The sequence below is a fragment of the Caballeronia sp. LjRoot34 genome (assembly GCF_964253815.1).
Lineage (GTDB): Bacteria > Pseudomonadota > Gammaproteobacteria > Burkholderiales > Burkholderiaceae > Caballeronia.
On the sequence record NZ_CAXUSB020000008.1, the window covers coordinates 1 to 16113 of the forward strand.

General features: G+C 59.0%; 18 protein-coding genes. 14 read left to right on the forward strand and 4 right to left on the reverse strand.

Annotation, left to right across the window (positions count from 1 at the left end; translation table 11 throughout):
* The first annotated feature begins 295 nt into the window (after positions 1–295).
* Together ACSQ36_RS44875 and ACSQ36_RS44880 are read left to right on the forward strand one after the other, a co-directional pair.
* Positions 296–751 carry a hypothetical protein gene (locus tag ACSQ36_RS44875; protein WP_436187274.1) on the forward strand — a complete coding sequence of 152 codons (456 nt, stop codon included), beginning with the start codon at positions 296–298 and terminating at the stop codon, positions 749–751.
* Between the two features lie 139 nt (positions 752–890).
* On the forward strand, positions 891–1154 hold the full coding sequence (locus ACSQ36_RS44880) for a hypothetical protein (protein WP_436187275.1): 264 nt from the start codon (positions 891–893) through the stop codon (positions 1152–1154).
* A gap of 115 nt (positions 1155–1269) precedes the next feature.
* On the opposite strand, the gene ACSQ36_RS44885 is transcribed toward ACSQ36_RS44880, so the two are convergent.
* Together ACSQ36_RS44885 and ACSQ36_RS44890 are read right to left on the reverse strand one after the other, a co-directional pair.
* A complete protein-coding gene (locus tag ACSQ36_RS44885) occupies positions 1270–2454 on the reverse strand; it encodes a tyrosine-type recombinase/integrase (RefSeq protein WP_436187276.1) in 1185 nt (394 codons plus the stop codon).
* Positions 2435–2707, reverse strand: coding sequence for a hypothetical protein (locus ACSQ36_RS44890; protein WP_436187277.1), 273 nt, complete (start codon positions 2705–2707; stop codon positions 2435–2437). Before ACSQ36_RS44890 ends, ACSQ36_RS44885 begins: the two co-directional genes overlap by 20 nt.
* A gap of 211 nt (positions 2708–2918) precedes the next feature.
* Between ACSQ36_RS44890 and ACSQ36_RS44895 the strand changes: the two genes are divergently transcribed.
* The 10 genes from ACSQ36_RS44895 to ACSQ36_RS44940 all read left to right on the forward strand — a co-directional run bounded on the left by ACSQ36_RS44895 (position 2919) and on the right by ACSQ36_RS44940 (position 11481).
* Positions 2919–3260 (forward strand): hypothetical protein, encoded by a 342-nt coding sequence (locus ACSQ36_RS44895; RefSeq protein WP_436187278.1) that lies wholly within the window; start codon positions 2919–2921, stop codon positions 3258–3260.
* A gap of 146 nt (positions 3261–3406) precedes the next feature.
* A complete protein-coding gene (locus tag ACSQ36_RS44900) occupies positions 3407–4102 on the forward strand; it encodes a DUF7673 family protein (RefSeq protein WP_436187279.1) in 696 nt (231 codons plus the stop codon).
* 249 nt (positions 4103–4351) lie between these two features.
* The gene (locus ACSQ36_RS44905) at positions 4352–6043 is read left to right on the forward strand and encodes a PRTRC system ParB family protein (protein ID WP_436187348.1); all 1692 of its coding nucleotides are present in this window, start codon (positions 4352–4354) and stop codon (positions 6041–6043) included.
* An 81-nt stretch (positions 6044–6124) separates the two neighbouring features.
* Positions 6125–6598, forward strand: a complete 474-nt coding sequence (locus ACSQ36_RS44910; RefSeq protein ID WP_414967955.1) for a PRTRC system protein E — start codon at positions 6125–6127, stop codon at positions 6596–6598.
* An 8-nt stretch (positions 6599–6606) separates the two neighbouring features.
* Entirely contained in the window at positions 6607–6825 is a 219-nt protein-coding gene (locus tag ACSQ36_RS44915) for a PRTRC system protein C (protein WP_414967956.1), read from the forward strand.
* A gap of 99 nt (positions 6826–6924) precedes the next feature.
* A complete protein-coding gene (locus tag ACSQ36_RS44920; RefSeq protein WP_436187280.1) occupies positions 6925–8070 on the forward strand; it encodes a PRTRC system protein F in 1146 nt (381 codons plus the stop codon).
* Positions 8071–8079: 9 nt separating this feature from the next.
* Positions 8080–8808 carry a PRTRC system protein B gene (locus ACSQ36_RS44925; RefSeq protein ID WP_213766556.1) on the forward strand — a complete coding sequence of 243 codons (729 nt, stop codon included), beginning with the start codon at positions 8080–8082 and terminating at the stop codon, positions 8806–8808.
* 1 nt (position 8809) lies between these two features.
* Complete coding sequence (locus tag ACSQ36_RS44930) at positions 8810–9451, forward strand: PRTRC system protein A (protein WP_213766557.1); 642 nt, start codon at positions 8810–8812, stop codon at positions 9449–9451.
* Positions 9448–10284: a PRTRC system ThiF family protein gene (locus ACSQ36_RS44935; protein WP_213766558.1), complete on the forward strand. Its 837-nt coding sequence runs from the start codon at positions 9448–9450 to the stop codon at positions 10282–10284. Before ACSQ36_RS44930 ends, ACSQ36_RS44935 begins: the two co-directional genes overlap by 4 nt.
* 105 nt (positions 10285–10389) lie before the next feature.
* Positions 10390–11481 (forward strand): hypothetical protein, encoded by a 1092-nt coding sequence (locus ACSQ36_RS44940; RefSeq protein ID WP_213766559.1) that lies wholly within the window; start codon positions 10390–10392, stop codon positions 11479–11481.
* Positions 11482–11578: 97 nt separating this feature from the next.
* On the opposite strand, the gene ACSQ36_RS44945 is transcribed toward ACSQ36_RS44940, so the two are convergent.
* A complete protein-coding gene (locus tag ACSQ36_RS44945) occupies positions 11579–12205 on the reverse strand; it encodes a hypothetical protein (RefSeq protein WP_213766560.1) in 627 nt (208 codons plus the stop codon).
* Between the two features lie 492 nt (positions 12206–12697).
* On the opposite strand from ACSQ36_RS44945, the gene ACSQ36_RS44950 reads away from it, so the two are divergent.
* Complete coding sequence (locus ACSQ36_RS44950) at positions 12698–13816, forward strand: FUSC family protein (protein WP_213766561.1); 1119 nt, start codon at positions 12698–12700, stop codon at positions 13814–13816.
* A 350-nt stretch (positions 13817–14166) separates the two neighbouring features.
* On the opposite strand, the gene ACSQ36_RS44955 is transcribed toward ACSQ36_RS44950, so the two are convergent.
* On the reverse strand, positions 14167–15051 hold the full coding sequence (locus tag ACSQ36_RS44955) for a LysR family transcriptional regulator (protein WP_436187281.1): 885 nt from the start codon (positions 15049–15051) through the stop codon (positions 14167–14169).
* Between the two features lie 128 nt (positions 15052–15179).
* Here ACSQ36_RS44955 and argC point away from each other — a divergent pair, with 128 nt between their 5' ends.
* Positions 15180–16106: an N-acetyl-gamma-glutamyl-phosphate reductase gene (gene argC / locus ACSQ36_RS44960; protein WP_213766563.1), complete on the forward strand. Its 927-nt coding sequence runs from the start codon at positions 15180–15182 to the stop codon at positions 16104–16106.
* Positions 16107–16113 lie beyond the last annotated feature (7 nt).

The following is a 16113-nucleotide window of genomic DNA, read 5'->3' on the forward strand; positions in this document are numbered from 1 at the left end:
GGGCCCCGACTCCACTTATCAACAAGTCTGTCCACAAAATCTGTGGACAACTTTTTACGATCGACCGAAGGGTGGTCCATGAAGCTGCAGGAGCGAAAGCGCTATAGATTTGGATAGCATTGGAGCCTAGCGCTGGCCGACAGCGAATTAAAGTAGGCAGCTCTACCGCGCGTCTCGCGCATCGACCTCAGCGAGTCCTGGCGACTCGTTCAACCACACCTTTTCGATCCGTTCTATCCCGCAGGGGCATGCTCCCTAGCGGGCGTGCGCTTGCTCTTTTTCATTGGAGAAACGCATGAACGCGCAAGAGCACGACTATCTGACGTATTGGAACCGGGCTAAACCGCTGATGACCCTCAAGCTGGAGCACATCAGAAGGCTCCTCGCTGAAAAAACGGCTTTCGGGCTGAGTGAAATCGTCGAGGGAGGTGACGAAGAGTTTCGCATGAGTCTTGACCTCGTTCGGCCGGACGACATCGTCGTCCTTAGTATGGATTTCACACTGCTGGATTCGGCCGTAAATGGCGGAGCGTCTGGCGCGGTGGCCGTGAGTTTGTCAGCCATAGGCTATAACGCGCTGGCGCTCGGCGGATACATGCCGCGCGGCTATACGTCCGACGCTTTTACCGACGACGTCGTGGAAATGCAAGCGCGGATAGAGCGGCTGGATGCTGCTGAATTCGCACGGTACGTTTGTGACGAAGCGTTGACCAACACGACGTTACTACGCGAGCTTTCCGAAGCTTCCTAAGGGGGCCTCTGCGTACCCCTGCTAGCACCGCGTTGCTTTTCACCGCCGCACCCTGTAAGCCACACCGATCTTCATCTTTTATCACATAGGGGCACGCCCCTGCGGGAGCGTGCTCGCGCTTCTATTCTGGAGTTTCATCATGAGCCGCAAAAGTGCAGAGAAAAAACACGACCAGACCGCCGACCAACATCAGCGCAATCTGATCGCAATGGTCAAGAAGTTCTCGCATAGTCACCACACCCACGCCGTGTTCGCGGACTTTGTAGAGATGGCCGCGATCAGTATCAGCAACGCAGTAGACCGCACGCAGTTTGATCCGCGTGAAAAGCGGTACCTGGACATCGTGCGTAAATACAGTAAAGAGGAAGTTGCGCTTTTCCCGCAAATGTTTGCCGAGCTCTAGCGAGATCCTGCACCTCGACGAGGTGCGTCGTAGCAAGCGGGTGATGGCCCAACATCAATGACCTCGGCAGTGCTTGCAAACTTCCGGGGCATAGATCGGCGAGCCGCAGTCATGGTCATTGCGCTCCGGACAACAGCGTATCCAGAACCTGCTTGAACATGACCGCTTCCACGGCGATGGCGCGCAGGTAGCGGTCTGTAGTCTCGATGTGCTCATGTCCCAAGAGCACCTTGACGATCATCAGCGGGTTGATCGCAGCGCCATCGCTCGCCAGCCGCTGGAGGCGCGCCAACAGCATGCAAGCGAAGGTTGCTCGCAGCAGATGCGTGGTCGCCCTGAACCCGCCGGCCTGCCCGGCCCGGTTGACGACGCGCTGGTAAGCGTTCTTGCCAACGGGCGAGCCGCGCGAGTTGACGAACAACGCTGGGAACTCGGCGCAGCACCCTCTGCGGCGTGCGCGCAGCAACCAGGCTCGCCGAAGCCCGGAAAGGTAGGCCGTCGTCTCATCAAGCAAGCTCGCAGGTGCAATCACGTAGCCCGGCTTACGTCCCTTCCGCATCACTTCAATCGTGTGCTCCGACACTGACGATGATGATCGCTTCGTGATGTCCTGGACGCCCAGGCTCAGTAGCTCGCCAACGCGTAGCCCCGTGAAAATCTGCCAACGCGCCATCAAGTCGTATGGTGATGGCAACGTGGCCAGGAGTTCACACGCCTGCTCGGACGTGAGTGGCCGTGGCAGGGACTCAAACTGTCGCAGGATGAACAGGCTCTGCTCGGCCGACTGAGCTGCGTAGGTCCTGACCGGTCGCGACGGTCTGGTCACTCCGAAATTGAGAGGTATGCAAACCAAAGTTGAAGCAGGCAGCCAATGCGTGCGCACAGCCCAGCTGTAGAACCGCAACACACCGCGTACCCGATGGTTGATCGTCGAAATGCGATACGGTCTGCCGGTGTGGGCACTCGGCTGCGCCAACATGCGGTTGCGATAGGCCACCAGGTCGACCGCGTCAGCGTCGTCCCACCGAATGTTGTTCTGCTCAAGCGTCTCGAACCAGTCGTAAAGGATCTCTGCGTAGGTCCTGAGCGTGTCGGCAGTGTGCCCTTGCCGCACGAAGTGGTCATGAAGGAAGGCAACTGCCGGTTCGATCAGCAGCCCCTGCGCCGTAAATAGAAGTGGAAAGCCTGCTGGCCTTGGTTCGCGCAGCGTCATTGCAAGAGCCTGAGTGGCTGCTGGACGCAGACGTTCGATGACTTCCGCGGGCGCCGGCAGCGCCGCCTTACGAATGGTCTGGACCATGTTGGCCCTCCTTGGCGACAAGGTGTGTGACCGCATCGACGAACGATAGGCCCAATAGATGCATTGCCAGATCGATCGCACCGCCTCCACCGGACTGCGCCCGCGTGTCGTACCACTTGACCCCTGTGACGAGGATCTCGAATTCACCGCACACAGTGGTCACATGCCAGCGTTGGCTGTGCTGGTCCTTCAAAGGCAGGTACGTCGTGTCGGTCTTGGCGTGGACGGACAGCAACTCCAATGCGACGCTCATCGGCATCGCGCGAAGCCGTGTCAACGTCGTCGCATCGAATGACCTGCGCACCGGCATCACGGGCCCCTCGGGACTGCCGCAAGAAAATGCGGCGCGCCGGGCTACTCGCCTCTGAAAGAGGCATGGGCTGCTCGGGCAGTGCCCAGTGTTCATCAATTCGCCAGATCACGCAATCATGTTGACACTCGTGAATGCAACCTAACAACTATCGTTGCTGCATATTCCAGCGGTGGTCGTGCATGGAAACGCCCTTTCTCTCGATGTATGGGGCATGTGGTACACGCCGGCTCACGTCATGGGTGGTTGGAAGTGGAAGCTGCGCAGACGCGAGGCCGAGTCTCAGGCGCAAGCGTTGCTCGACACGCCTGTGGCCGAGCCAACTCGATCTGACCCACACCCTGCATCGGATGTCGATTATCCTTACAGCGACGGCGATCTGGTGATTGAGGACCCTGTCGTGGTAGACGATATAGCGTGCATCGAAACGGTGGCGCATGAGGAAACGCCGACGGTGAAGCTTTTCACGAAGATCGACCAGCTTGCTTTGTTTTAAGTATTGCCCTTGTTCGAACCCGGCCGCGTGTGCCGGGCTTTTTTGCCTATGCGCCTAGAAAATCGTCTCCGTCCAGGATGGTGGCAGAATTGCGTGTAAGATCCGGCAAGTTATGCCGCGCGGTCGCACCTTCTACGTGAGCCACCATGACGATTCCCCCACGGCCCAAGACGCAGGCCATTACGACGCACGTCCCGGAACATCTGGTCGAGGGTTTTCTCGAGACCACCACCGAATTTCTCACGAATGCGCGTGGCGGGAAAACCGCCAGTCAGCGGGCGGCGGAGTTGAGGGCGCAGGATAAGGATCAGGGGCTGGACTCGCTCGAGTATCTCCTACGCGTCGCCGAGAGCGACACAGGGCAATCGGCCGTCATCGCGCGATTCCTGGCCGGCCTATACAACGGGACGGATTTTCCTTTTGACCTGACTGACTTGCGGGGGCTGGATTCAGACTTGCTCGAGCACTGCCTCAACGTCTTGCGGCTCGATAGCCGGCCGGCTGTCGAGGTTCACCAATACTTCCCAGGCGGGCAGGTACGGTGGCAGCGGATGATTGCGAGCTGGAATCTGGATAACCGCCCGAAACCTGCACCAGCGCCCGTCGAGGGAGAGCGATATCAAGCGAGGTATGTGAGATATGCCGATTCGCCGGGTTATCGCGACGTGACGTTACTGGTTTCGTTGAACGACGATCCAAAGGCCGCGCCGGTCGAACTGCACTTTTCGGGCAACGAATCGTTGGAGATGGCCAAAGACATAGTGGACCTGGACGGGCGGGCGTGGAGCGGCCGCGTGCCGATCGATGCGAAGCCCGGCGAAAAACGACCGATCTGGATCTAAATCACCGCCCTCAAATTAAAAGATGGGGTGAATTCGAGAGCTTTAGCATCAATGCGAGTTTGCTAACTCGGTATCTTCTGCATATCACCTGCGTCTCTGACGCATCGACCCAAGGCCGGACATCGTTCGGCCATCATTTTTTTGTTCAACCCTTCGGGAACCTCTCCCGACGGGGCAGGTTCCCTCCTTGGAGACCTGCATATGCAAACTGCTGTCGAGCAACAATCACCGACTAGCACAGCACTCGTGATGACTATGGCGTCGCTTAAGCCACCGACTTTGCCGCTGAAGGCTATTGTCGTGCGCCACAACCCCCGTAAGTACTTCGATCCGGCTGAGATGGCGGAAATGGTGGCATCCGTAAAGGAAACGGGCGTCATTCAGCCGATCATCGTGCGCGTGGATGCGGACGGTGTCTTTATCCTGGTCGCGGGCGAACGGCGCTACAGAGCGGCAATGATTGCTCACGGCGAGGACTATGAAATTCCGATTAAGTTGACGGAAGCGGATGAGATAGGGGCGAAGCAGCTTGCGCTTATCGAAAACGTGCAGCGCGCCAACATGGCGCCGTCCGAAGAAGCGGCTGCGGCTGCTGAGCAAGTGGGCATCTGCAAAGGGGACCGCGAAGAGGCGGCACGCATCATTGGCTGGTCGCTCTCGACGCTTGAGGTGCGACTCGCGCTGATGAACTGCAGCAATGCGGTGTTGGATGCACTCAACACCCGCACGATCAAACTCGGTCATGCCGAACTGCTCGCCGCGCTCCCGAAGGAGACTCAGGACAAGCTTTTGCCTGTGATCATCAAGGAAGACAAGTCGATACCCGAGATCAAAAAGACGATCGAACAAGTCGCATGCTCGCTCTCCGCGGCAATCTTCGACAAGACGGATTGCGCAGGTTGTCACCACAACTCGGCCAATCAGGGCGAGATGTTCGGTGAGTCCATCAGCACGGGCAACTGTACCAATCGCACCTGCTACAACGAGAAGACCGAAAAGCAACTTGATTCGGTCTCGATGGGGTTGCGGGACGAATACCCGGTCGTGCGAATCGTGCGCGCAGGTGACAACGAGACCCGCGTGCAGCTCGCCGTCGACGGCCCGAGAGGTGTCGGCGCCGAACAGGCGATCGCCTGCCATGCGTGCCAGAACTACGGCGCGGCGGTGAGCGGCTTGCCCGATTCGTTGGGTAAGGTCTACAAGGGCCAGTGCTTCGATACCGTCTGCAATATGAAGAAGGTCGGAGCGCGCCTGCAGGCCGAGAAGGCTGCAAGCCAGACGCCGGCGTCACCAGCGGCCAAGGGTGCGGCTGCGGGCGGCAAACCGGCCGCAAAAACTGCCGGTGCCGCGTCGACGTCATCGCCCTCGACCAATCCATCGGTCACCGTGGTGTCCGAGTCCGACAAGATGAAGACGTATCGGGTTGCGCTCTGGCGCAAGTCGCTGCGTCGGGAAGTCGGTAGAGATCCGGCCACGGCGCGTAAATACCTGATCGCCATTGTGCTGTCGGGGAACGCGCGCTGTATCGAGGACAAGACGTTTTCGGGTATCTGGGAAAAGATGACCGAAGAACGGATTCCCACGATGGACGTCGCCAAGTCCGTAGCCGCTGTACAGGCCGCGCCGGAAGACACGCTCGACAAAGCGATGGTGGGTATCGCCATCGCCGCCATCGAGGGGCTCGAAGTCAACTACCTGACGCAACTCTGCAAGCACCACAAGCTCGATCTGGGTCTGCACTGGAAGCTCTGCAAAGAGTTTCTGGAACTGATCACGAAATCGGAAATGATGGTGGTGGCCGATGAGCTTGGTATCCGCGCGGCGCTTGGCGAGACCTTTAAAAAAGTCTTCGCCAAGCCGAAGTCGGAAGTCATCGACGCGCTGTTAGCCGTCAAAGGCTTCAGCTACGAGGGCAAGCTCCCGAAAGTTCTGAAATTCTGAGCGCGCCTCGGCGCATCGAAAAGCAGTATCCCTTTTGTTTGGACCGCCCTCGGGTGGTCCTTTCTTTTTTATGGAGTTCCTATGTTTGTAGCACTCGAACCGCTGTTGAACACGTGCGAAAAGATCACGCTCACGCTGAAGAAAAAAGGCGATGAAATCGTGGTCTTCGTTATGCCGCAAGGCACGACAAAAGACGCCGCCATGCTTCAGCCGCTCGCGATGACTGCGAGCGCTGCAGAGCTGGATGCGGCCTTTGTCGAACACCTCGCGGCCTATACCGGTGCTCACGCGTCTTTGGCTGAACAGGTCGCTGTTACGACCGCGATTCTCGAGGCAGCCCAAAAGACGCAAGTCACCAAGGCAACCAAGACGCTGGGCAAGGGAGGCAGACCAGCGCTACCCGCGCCGAGTACGTCATCGGAGGGTAGCGACGATGAATCCGACGCGGCTGAAGAAGGTGACCAGGACGATCAGCAAAGCAACGCTGTCGTGCCTCCGGCCGCCGTCGAAGAAGCCGCGCCGAAAGGCACCGACCTTTCCTCTCTTTTCGATTGAGGTGATTCATGACTATCTCCATTACCAAGCTAATCCGCGAATTCACCTACAACGGAATGACGTTTGTCGATCCGGGTGCTGCGTTCTCGCCTGACGACGTTCGCGATCTCTACTCCGCGCAGTATCCGGAGTTGACGACCGCGGCCATCGACGGGCCGGAATACAAGGGCGAGGTTGCCCATTTCAAATTCGTGCGTGCGGCCGGAGCGAAGGGCTCCGATGCGTAAGCGCGATCTACTCGAGGCTTTGTCCGATCCGGATAAGGCCCTAGGCAATGATGAACCGCCCGGAAGGGCGGTTTTTTTTCATGACAAGGAGATGGAAACATGCTCTTCGATCCTGGGCAGGCTGATTCAGAAGTCCTTGTCGGCGAACAGCGTTGGCAACAGCGACGCATTGCGCTTGCCGAACGTCGACTTACCAATGATTTTTTAACGCTGCCAGCTATCGATACCGACGTGCAAACCAAAGCAGTGATGCGATGGAATGCACAGGGGCAGATCGGCTCTCTCGTTACCGCGCAATTCGATGCGGGTGTCCTTCGTGCGCGTGACGTGCCCGGTTTCGCGGGGGCGGGTCACGCGCTCGCGCATGGGTTCTTCGCGTGGGCTAAGCGACAGTGCAACGCCTGGCGGCGCCTGACGTTGAACCTCGTGCTGTGCGACGTCGCAGCGGTACAGGAGCAGATCCAGTACCAATACGATGCCAGCGGCTTCGATCCGTCATCCCCGTTGTATCTGGGAGTGGAGGTGGGGGAGGACAACATCTATGAGATCGGCCCGAAAGCGGACGAACTACGGGCGGTTCACCCGCGTCTGGTTTCAACTGCAATCACGCTGATCAATCGGGCGGCTGGCCGTACGGTCTGGATCCGTACGCCGGACGAGTTCCTGGGCATGTTTGCGTCCTGGCACTGGGACGGTGATACGCACGCGACTGACGAAGCCGCACTTGAATCGCTACGAGAGTGTTTCGGCGAAGAGGATTCCGAGCTGGAGCGCTACCTGCCATCTGTTGTGCGGCCGGAACTCTGCCCAGACGACATGGACGTCGTCGGCTGGGATTCGCGTCAACGGAAGTTCCGGCACTCGCATGCGCTGGGCATTGCTGCCTTGCGTCGTCTTCAACGATTAAAGGGCGGATGGATTCGACGTTTTTGTTTGGAACTCGAAGTCCTGACGCTATTGCTTCGTAAGGCCGGAAATCGCTGTTTGTTTGATACCACCTATCAACCGCAGGCAGCGTATGCGACCTGCACTTTGGTCGCTGACGATAACCCGCGGATCACAGAGTTGCTTGATGACCATTATGAACATATGGCATCCAGCAGCGAAGGCTCGACCTTTCTTGGATTTATCCCCTTTGCCACCACACCGGATGCCATCCGCGCGCAGTACGCGGACTGGGCACTCGGTTTTTCCATTCTGAATCAACTCGATCGCGTCCTTGAGATGCTGACCGATCACAAATGAGGTTTTGACATGAAAGGCTTGATTGTGAGCTCTGACCGTCGCGAGGAGATTGCGGCAACGAGCGCGATCCTTCTATACACGGGCCGAGACGGCAAAGTGGTCTACGGCACTGCGCATTCGGTTTCCCCGCGCGGGGACTCCAAGCGTGCAGCGATCGGCGCCGGTCGGCCGATTGACCGTGATGGGCTGCGTAAATGCTTGCTCGAGCTGTCCGAGAGCAACGCTCCGAAGGCGGAATTTTTGCCGGACTCCGTGCTGGGTGTAGGTCAAGACTCGATTACCTGGTGGTGTAGACCGGCGACGAGGCGTGTGTTTTTCGATTGCCCTGAACTTGGCAAACGAACGGCAATTACGTCGCATCCGGGTCTTGTGTTCCAGGCAGCAACGAACGGGTTTCGCGTATTCGCGCTGGAAGGTCTCGACCGGCCGACACCCGACACGAGGCTGTTCGAGCCGCCGTATTTCAACACCTGGGATCTCGGAAAGATCTGCATCGGCACGGCTCATGTGCCCAAGCGGATCGATGTCGCATCGATTGCCGGCTGGGAGAGCGGCTTTTTCGATTCGGCCTTTACTCATCCGAACGTTGGCGGCCAGCGTGTGAACTTTCCGAAGGGCATTTTCGCCTTCTGGAAAGCGATGCTGGACGGTAAGTACCGCACGACGTTTCCAAAAAAGACGCTCGTCCCCATGAAATTTACGCTCGGGCAGTTCATTGCCGGCACTAAAGGAGCTTGATATGAACGCAGCAGATATGGTGTTGCAGCGCTCGTTTCCGACTGTCATGGTGCCGCGCCGTGAGCCGGTGGCACCAATGCAGTCGATAGGCGAGCGGTTGTTGATCGCGCAGAACGGCGTGTTCCTCGAAATCAAGCAACCTTGGATTTCGTTGGTACGGCGCATTGCTGACTTCTCGGTACCGACCGCTATTCCTTACGGGCGAGTGGTGGAGCATACGGCGTTGCACTGCGGGCGTGTGCCTGATTTATTGGTTGCGGAGTTTGCTTCGATGGCACGCGCCGCGCATCCGATGGAAACCGGTGCTTGGATCGTCTGGAACGAGTCAACACGCCAGTTTCGTCTGGTCGCGGTGAAGATTCTTTCCCACACCGCGGGCTCGCTGAACTATGAGCGGCCCGAATTGGAGCCGGACGAAGTGCTGGTCGTGGATTGTCATTCCCACGGCAGGCACAAGGCGCATTTTTCGATAACTGACGACGAAGACGACAAGCACGACATCAAATTCGCACTTGTCATCGGCAATTGTTCGTCGCCCGTTCCAAGTTTCGCGCTTCGGATGTGTGCGAAGGGTGTGTTCGAAGATGTTGAGCGCGTGCCGTCAGCCTGGTACGAGCTGAGCATGGTCAAGGAGGCGGTATGAGCGGAGCAATCCGACATGCGCTGCCGACTTGCATGGTGCAAGGCGCATGGGAAGTTGTTGTGGTCGGTACGGGCGGGACGGGCAGTGCAGTTCTGCCCAGTCTCGCGCGGCTGCACCACGCCATGCTCGAGCTCGGTCATCCCGGGGGCATCAACTGTACCGTGTTTGATGACGATACCGTGAGTCCCACGAATGTGGGGCGTCAGGGGTTTTACCCGAACGATGTCGGCGAATACAAGGCATCGCTTATTGTCAACCGCTTGAACATGCTCATGGGCACGAACTGGCGGGCGGAGACTTCGCGCTTTACCACCAACGTGAACTGTCGAGACATCGACCTGATTATCGGTTGCGTCGACACGCGAGCGGCCCGACAAACGATCGTCAAGGCCGCCACGATGAGCGGTAACGGGTATTACCTTGATTGCGGCAACGACACCGACAAGGGACAAGTTGTGCTTGGTCAGTTGATGAACTCGGTGGCCGCCAAGAAATGTCTGGGCCGGCTGCCGCATGTCGGAGATCTGTTTCCGGATCTGGTTGACCCCTCTCTCGATGCGAAGGATGAAACGCCGTCCTGCTCGATGGCCGACGCGCTGCGCAAGCAATCGTTGGTCATCAATCAGGCGATCGCAGTCCAGGCGTTCAACATGCTCTGGACGATGTTCAGGACGGGCCACGTGCCGTTCTCAGGCGTGTTCGTGAACCTCGCGACGGGGCGCACGAATCCCATTCCCTGTGACCCTGTTACTTGGGCGCGTTTTGGCTATGAAGCGCCAAAGCTTCCCGAGAAAAAAGCGCGCAAAAGTCGCAAGACGAAGGCCGCTGCTTAAGTAGATGTGCAGTCCGAAGCCGGCTCCCGAAAGGGGCCGGCTTTTTTAATCTCGCGGGTACGCAGCCCGTGAGGGGCTGTGCCGCAACTTTTTTGGGAGCAAAAAATGGGTGCAACTGTTTTGACGGGTAAGCGGGCTGGCGCGTTTCAACGAGGTAATGGCGAGTGGATCTTCGCGTTGTTCGAGAGGACGTACGATAAGAACTGCTATCCGCATCGAGACCACTGGTCTGGGATTACGATCGGCAATTATGCGAGCGTGATGCGACGGGTTTTTCGGCACGCCAGATCCTGCGAAGGCGGCATGCTGCAGTCCAGGTCGGGTGGGATTCGATCTGAACACTATATCGAGGCCTGGCGGCAGGAACTGGCGAGGCCCATGGTGCTGAATGATCGCGAAATCGATCTGCGGGTGGGCGAGACGTTTGGTGCTCCCATTCCTAAGAAGGCACTCGATGACGTCCGGCTGTGTCTTGCCAACGCGGGCCAGCATAGCCGTTTCGATGCACTGGTTGCCGGAGGCTTGTCCGTTTCGTTGTTTGCGGACATCGATCTGCTCATCGCGCTGTACGGCGAGGAGGGACCGTTTAGCTTGTGGCGGGTGCTTTCGGTGGACGATTGTGGTCCGGTGTCGATCAGCGCATCGGTGCCTCGTTTGTTGCCTGCCGCGAAAGTCATGGACCAGATGCCTGATCTCCGTTGCCATGCGATCGACGGTGACAGTCGTTTAGTGTCATTTGACGGGCAACCGTGGCATCACGCCGGTTGGCAGTACAGCGCTGTCGGATCTTTCATAACAGAGGTCGCGTACAGGCTTGAGATGGTCCATCCCGGCTTTGCCAAGCGAGCCATCCCTGAATATCGGGACACGCTTCGCAAGGCATCTCCGGTACCGCCTGATACGAAGCTGACCGTTTCGCGCGCGCCGGAGGGTGTCGACAAGTGGCGGTTGAGCACGGCAGACGAGATCGCTCAAGGACTGGGTCTTGTCAGCGAGGGCGAAGACGCACCCGCCACCTTCTCTTTCGAGTTCAGTGCGATCACCGGAGAAAACCCACGATCAAATCTTTACAGTTTGGGCCGCTTGGCTCGCGAACAGGTCAAGTGGGAGGTGCCGCAGACATCCGAAGTTTCGCCCGGCGCCGACGAAACCGACGCTTCAATGGGCAGCCAGCAGTTGGCGCTCGTTCTTCCCTAGCCGTGCAGCACCATCCGCTTTAGAGCAACACCACCCCTGACCGGGTGGCTTTTTTTTCGTGTTCGACTGGTGGACAGCATGTCCGCCGGGTACGACCTCAGAAGGCGAAGGCAGCCTGCTCATGAGACCGATTGAACGGCGGCTGCGGGATGGCACGGTCCGCGAGAAGCGCATCGTATCGATCAAGGATGGTGTCTGCATCGGTATGCCGCGCATCCAGGCCGATCAGATTTGAAATCCGCGAACGCACGCCTGCGAGTAACGTTGCTTCGTCCCGGCTCGGTCGGCAAGTTGGCCAGCCGGCCGTGAACAGCAGGTGCGCGGGGATCGTGGCTTCGATAGCCTGCCGTTGAGCGGCGGTAAGTTTGGCTTGTTCGACGGCCGTTTGCAGCGTGTCGGACAGCAGATGCGGAGCGACATCGGCGAGCCACCGGTTTCCTTGAAACGCGAACGTTGACTGTGCCTCGAGTTCGACCATAGCTCGGTACACGTCGTGGTTGTCTGCGCACCCGGCGGCGGCTCTCAGATCGTCCAGGGAACTCATGATGCAGAAACAGCAGGAAACGCGCGTTGCTCCGTAGCGTGTGTACGCCTCGTGCGGTTCAAGGCCGGCTGCGGCGATTTCTGCAAATACGTCTTCGATGGGCCAATCAATAATCGCGTTCCATGCCACGCCCGTCTTACCCTTGCGCGTGAGGGCGGCGAGCGGCGCTGCGACGGGCATTTTGCTGCGAGCGGCACTCTCCTGCCGTCAAGTCACATCTTCGACAAACCGTGAAAGTGTTACAGGCCTTGTTGCATCGACGGATTCATGCAGGTAACACTTTAAATGTGTCTTGCCTTGCAATTTTTCGAGTTTTCCGCTGCCAGCTTTGGGGAGTGTTCCCTCACCATTCGATGGTGCAATGTGCCGTGACCGGCTCGAACCGATCCTCAACAGCCAATCCCTCCGCTTTCGATTTCGATCGGTTCGAGGCTGACAAGTGACGTTCGCAACTGGAGCGCGAAAAATCAGAAACACGTCGTAATACCAGTGACGATCAAAATCCGGCGACGCCGTCCATGCTGAATTTTCCGCACGCCAGTGTCGGCACCCGTAGTCTCGACACCATCGGTTTACCATCCCGTTTGATACTTCCCATTTCGTCCGCTTCCTAACAGAATCACATTTGCGTTGCCGCTCGCGTGTGCCCTGGAAACGATCATGGAGAAGCCCATGAATGACAACCCGCAAGGCTCCCTGGATCGTGGTGGGAAATTGCGCCGAGGCATCCTGAGGCCAGTAGCGGCGGTTGGCCGTTGGCTGGACCGGGTCGACCCCGGCACGCACCGTCGAATCAAGGGGTTGCGGCTCGTGACGGCGTACGGCATCGCGGCTGCACTCGGGACGTTGCAGGATATTGCCCACAGCGTACCCAGCAGCATCTCGCTGGGTTATCTTGCTGGAAGCTTCGCACTCTGGGCGAGCGTGTCGGAGGGAAAAACGACGCGCGCTGAGTCGAGCCGTGATCTCGTGCTGCTGAGTTTTGCCGCCGCGTCAGGCGCTGGCCTGTTCGTGGTTTTTTCCCAGCCGTTGCAAGTTGCGGGTCGGGCGGGACCGGAACTGATTCTCCTGACCGGCGCGTTTCTGGTCGGATATCTCAAACGATTCGGCATCCTGGGCGCCGGAGTCGGATCGCAAATCTATATTGGAGAATTGCTCGCATACGGCGCGCGTCTGACGATTAATGATCTGTGGGCTATTGGGATTGCGGCGTTCATCGCCGCCCTGGCGTCGGTGGTGCCACGCGTGCTAAGCGGCCCCGCAGAGCGGCCTGTCGCGACAGCGGCGCTCGCTGCCGGACCAGCACCCGCTCCTGGGAGGTGCTCGCCGGAGTTCTTCATGGGACTGCAGGCGGCCATCGGCGCTTTGGTCATCGTCGCCCTGAACGGCTTGATTGGTCTTGAGGAGTCTGCCTGGGCAATCACCGCATGTACCTACGTCGTCGCAGGTTCGGCGACCGGCACGATACATCGTGTGCGTCGCCGGATTCTCGGTACGCTGATTGGCGTTCCGATCGGTCTTGCCTGCCTGCCGGTTGCAGAGCATGCGCCGCTGCTGATCTGGACTGCAGCCGCACTCGCGATGGTCATATATGCAATGGCCTTGCCAGAGCGTTACGACATCGCCTGCGCGGCGTTCGCTTTCACGTTGATCGTGACACTTGCGGCAAGTGGTGTGCACTCAGTCCCCCTGCTCGCAGCACGCGCCTGGGAAACGCTTCTCGGCGGGTCACTCGGCCTGGTTGCCGCCATGACCATTTTTCCGCTCCGATCTTCGGGTCCCGGCGAATAGGCCGCGACCAGGCCCGAATCTATCTGAACGCGACGGCGCCAACGATACATACTGCCAGCCCGTGCTGGGGGTCACCGAACGCAAACGCTGCCGGAAAGGTCATGGCCTCATTGCTGCGACCACTACACGATCGCCTGGCATCGATCTCGACAGTCTCGACGAACGTCTGCAATGGCCTGACCTTTTGTCATCCAACGCGATCCCGCGGGTGTCGGTTCCTGGCCGATCGCCGTCTGCTAGAGATCGTTGGCACGCGACCCAATTCGCGTCTGTCAGATTTCTACAAACCGGCCATTCGATCGTCGTGCAGTGCAGTGGTTATCGGTCCCATCGCGAGAAAGGTAACACTCCTACGCCAATCGCAGATCCCACAATGCATCGAGTACATGTTGCGTGGACCGATCGACGTGCCCCGTGCGATGCGCAATGCCGAGCCGACGCCACAACGCAGGACGCAGCGGACGCATGCCAATGCGGCTGTCGGGTAACGGCGTCGTGGCCTCGTGAGGTAACAGCGCCGCGCCATAACCTGCCGCTACCAGACTCTTGATCGCATCGTTGTAATTGAGCTGAATGCGCGGCGCAGGATGATGCCCCCCGGTTGCAAACCACTCCGCGGTCAGACGTGCGAGACGCGTGGTCGCATCATTAAGAATGAGAGGGCGAGCGGCGAGCCATTCAGGCGTAATGCGAGCCGGACAGGGCCAATGCGCCGGCATAAAAGCCATCACGGGATCGCGGCGCCAAGGCTTTATCACGAGTCCCGCCGCCGGAGGCTGAGGCAATGCGACCAGCCCAACATCCAACGTTCCATCCGCCAATCGGGTTAGCGTTTCATGCGAGGTTAGAACCGCGATTTGAATATCGATGGCGGGATGGTGCTCACGCAGCACTTCGAGCGCCTGAGGCAACAGGTGCGCAATCGCGCCGGTCGACGCACCGAGCCGAACGCGTCCGACAAGCCCTTGCACCTGGCGGTGAACATCGTCTAACGCCTGTTCCGCGTCGGCCAGCAGGTGACGCGCGCGCTCGACCAATAACTCGCCTGTTGCCGACGGCCGAACATGGCCGCGCTTGCGCGACAGGAGCGGAGCCCCGATACGCTCTTCCAGTTCGGCGATGTGGAGGCTGACCGTTGGGGGCGCCAGATGCAACGCACGCGCCGCGTCGGCGAATGAGCCACGGTCGGCAATAGCGACCAGAGTGCGCAAACGGTCCAGGCTGATCTCTCGCATGTCGGGCCCCAGAATCAGAAAAACTGAATGTTCAAGTTATGAAATTCAACTTTCGCTATTCTAGCGGGGCGCGGAACATAGCACGCTCGTTCTACCTGTTGTCATTCAGTTACCGGAGTATCCCGCGCATGAACTCTCCCATTGTTTTCATTGACGGCGACCAAGGCACCACCGGGTTGCAAATTCACGAACGGCTTCGCGGCCGGACCGACCTGAGACTCGTCACGCTTCCCGCGGCGGAGCGCAAGGATTCCAAGCGTCGCGCCGAAGCGATCAACGCCTGCGACATCGCCATCCTCTGCCTGCCTGATGCCGCCGCGCGCGAGGCTGTGGATGCCATTGCTAATCCTGCCGTCAGAGTAATCGACGCCAGTTCCGCCCACCGCACCCAGCCGGACTGGACATACGGCTTTCCTGAAATGACTCCGGGACAGGCTGAGCGCATTGCGACCGCGCGTCGGGTCACCAACCCAGGTTGCTATCCAACTGGTGCAATCGGCCTGCTGCGTCCGCTGCTACAGGCCGGCCTTATTCCAGAGAACCACTCGATCAGCATTTACGCGGTGTCTGGTTACTCGGGACGCGGGCGTGCCGGCGTGGAAGAACACGAGGGGCCGGGTGCTGCCAACGCATCGTCGTACCAGGTATATGGACTCGAACTCGCGCACAAGCACACCCCGGAGATCCAGCAGCACGCCGGACTCGCGCAGCGTCCGATCTTCGTCCCTACTTATGGTGCGTTCCGTCAGGGCATCGTGTTGACGGTGCCCTTGGATCTGCGGCTGCTGACACGCGGCGTAGACGGCGTCACGTTACACGCGTGCCTCGGCCGCCACTACGCCGAGGCGGCCCGCGTCCACGTCTTGCCGCTGCATGAATCGTGCGTTTTAAAGCATTTGGATCCACAGGTACTGAACGGTACGGACAATATGCGCTTGAGCGTATTTCCTAACATGGAACACGGGCACGTCTTGCTATCCGCAGTTTTCGATAATCTCGGCAAGGGCGCAGCCGGCGCAGCGGTTCAGAACCTGAACCTGATGCTTGCGCGATAATAATGTC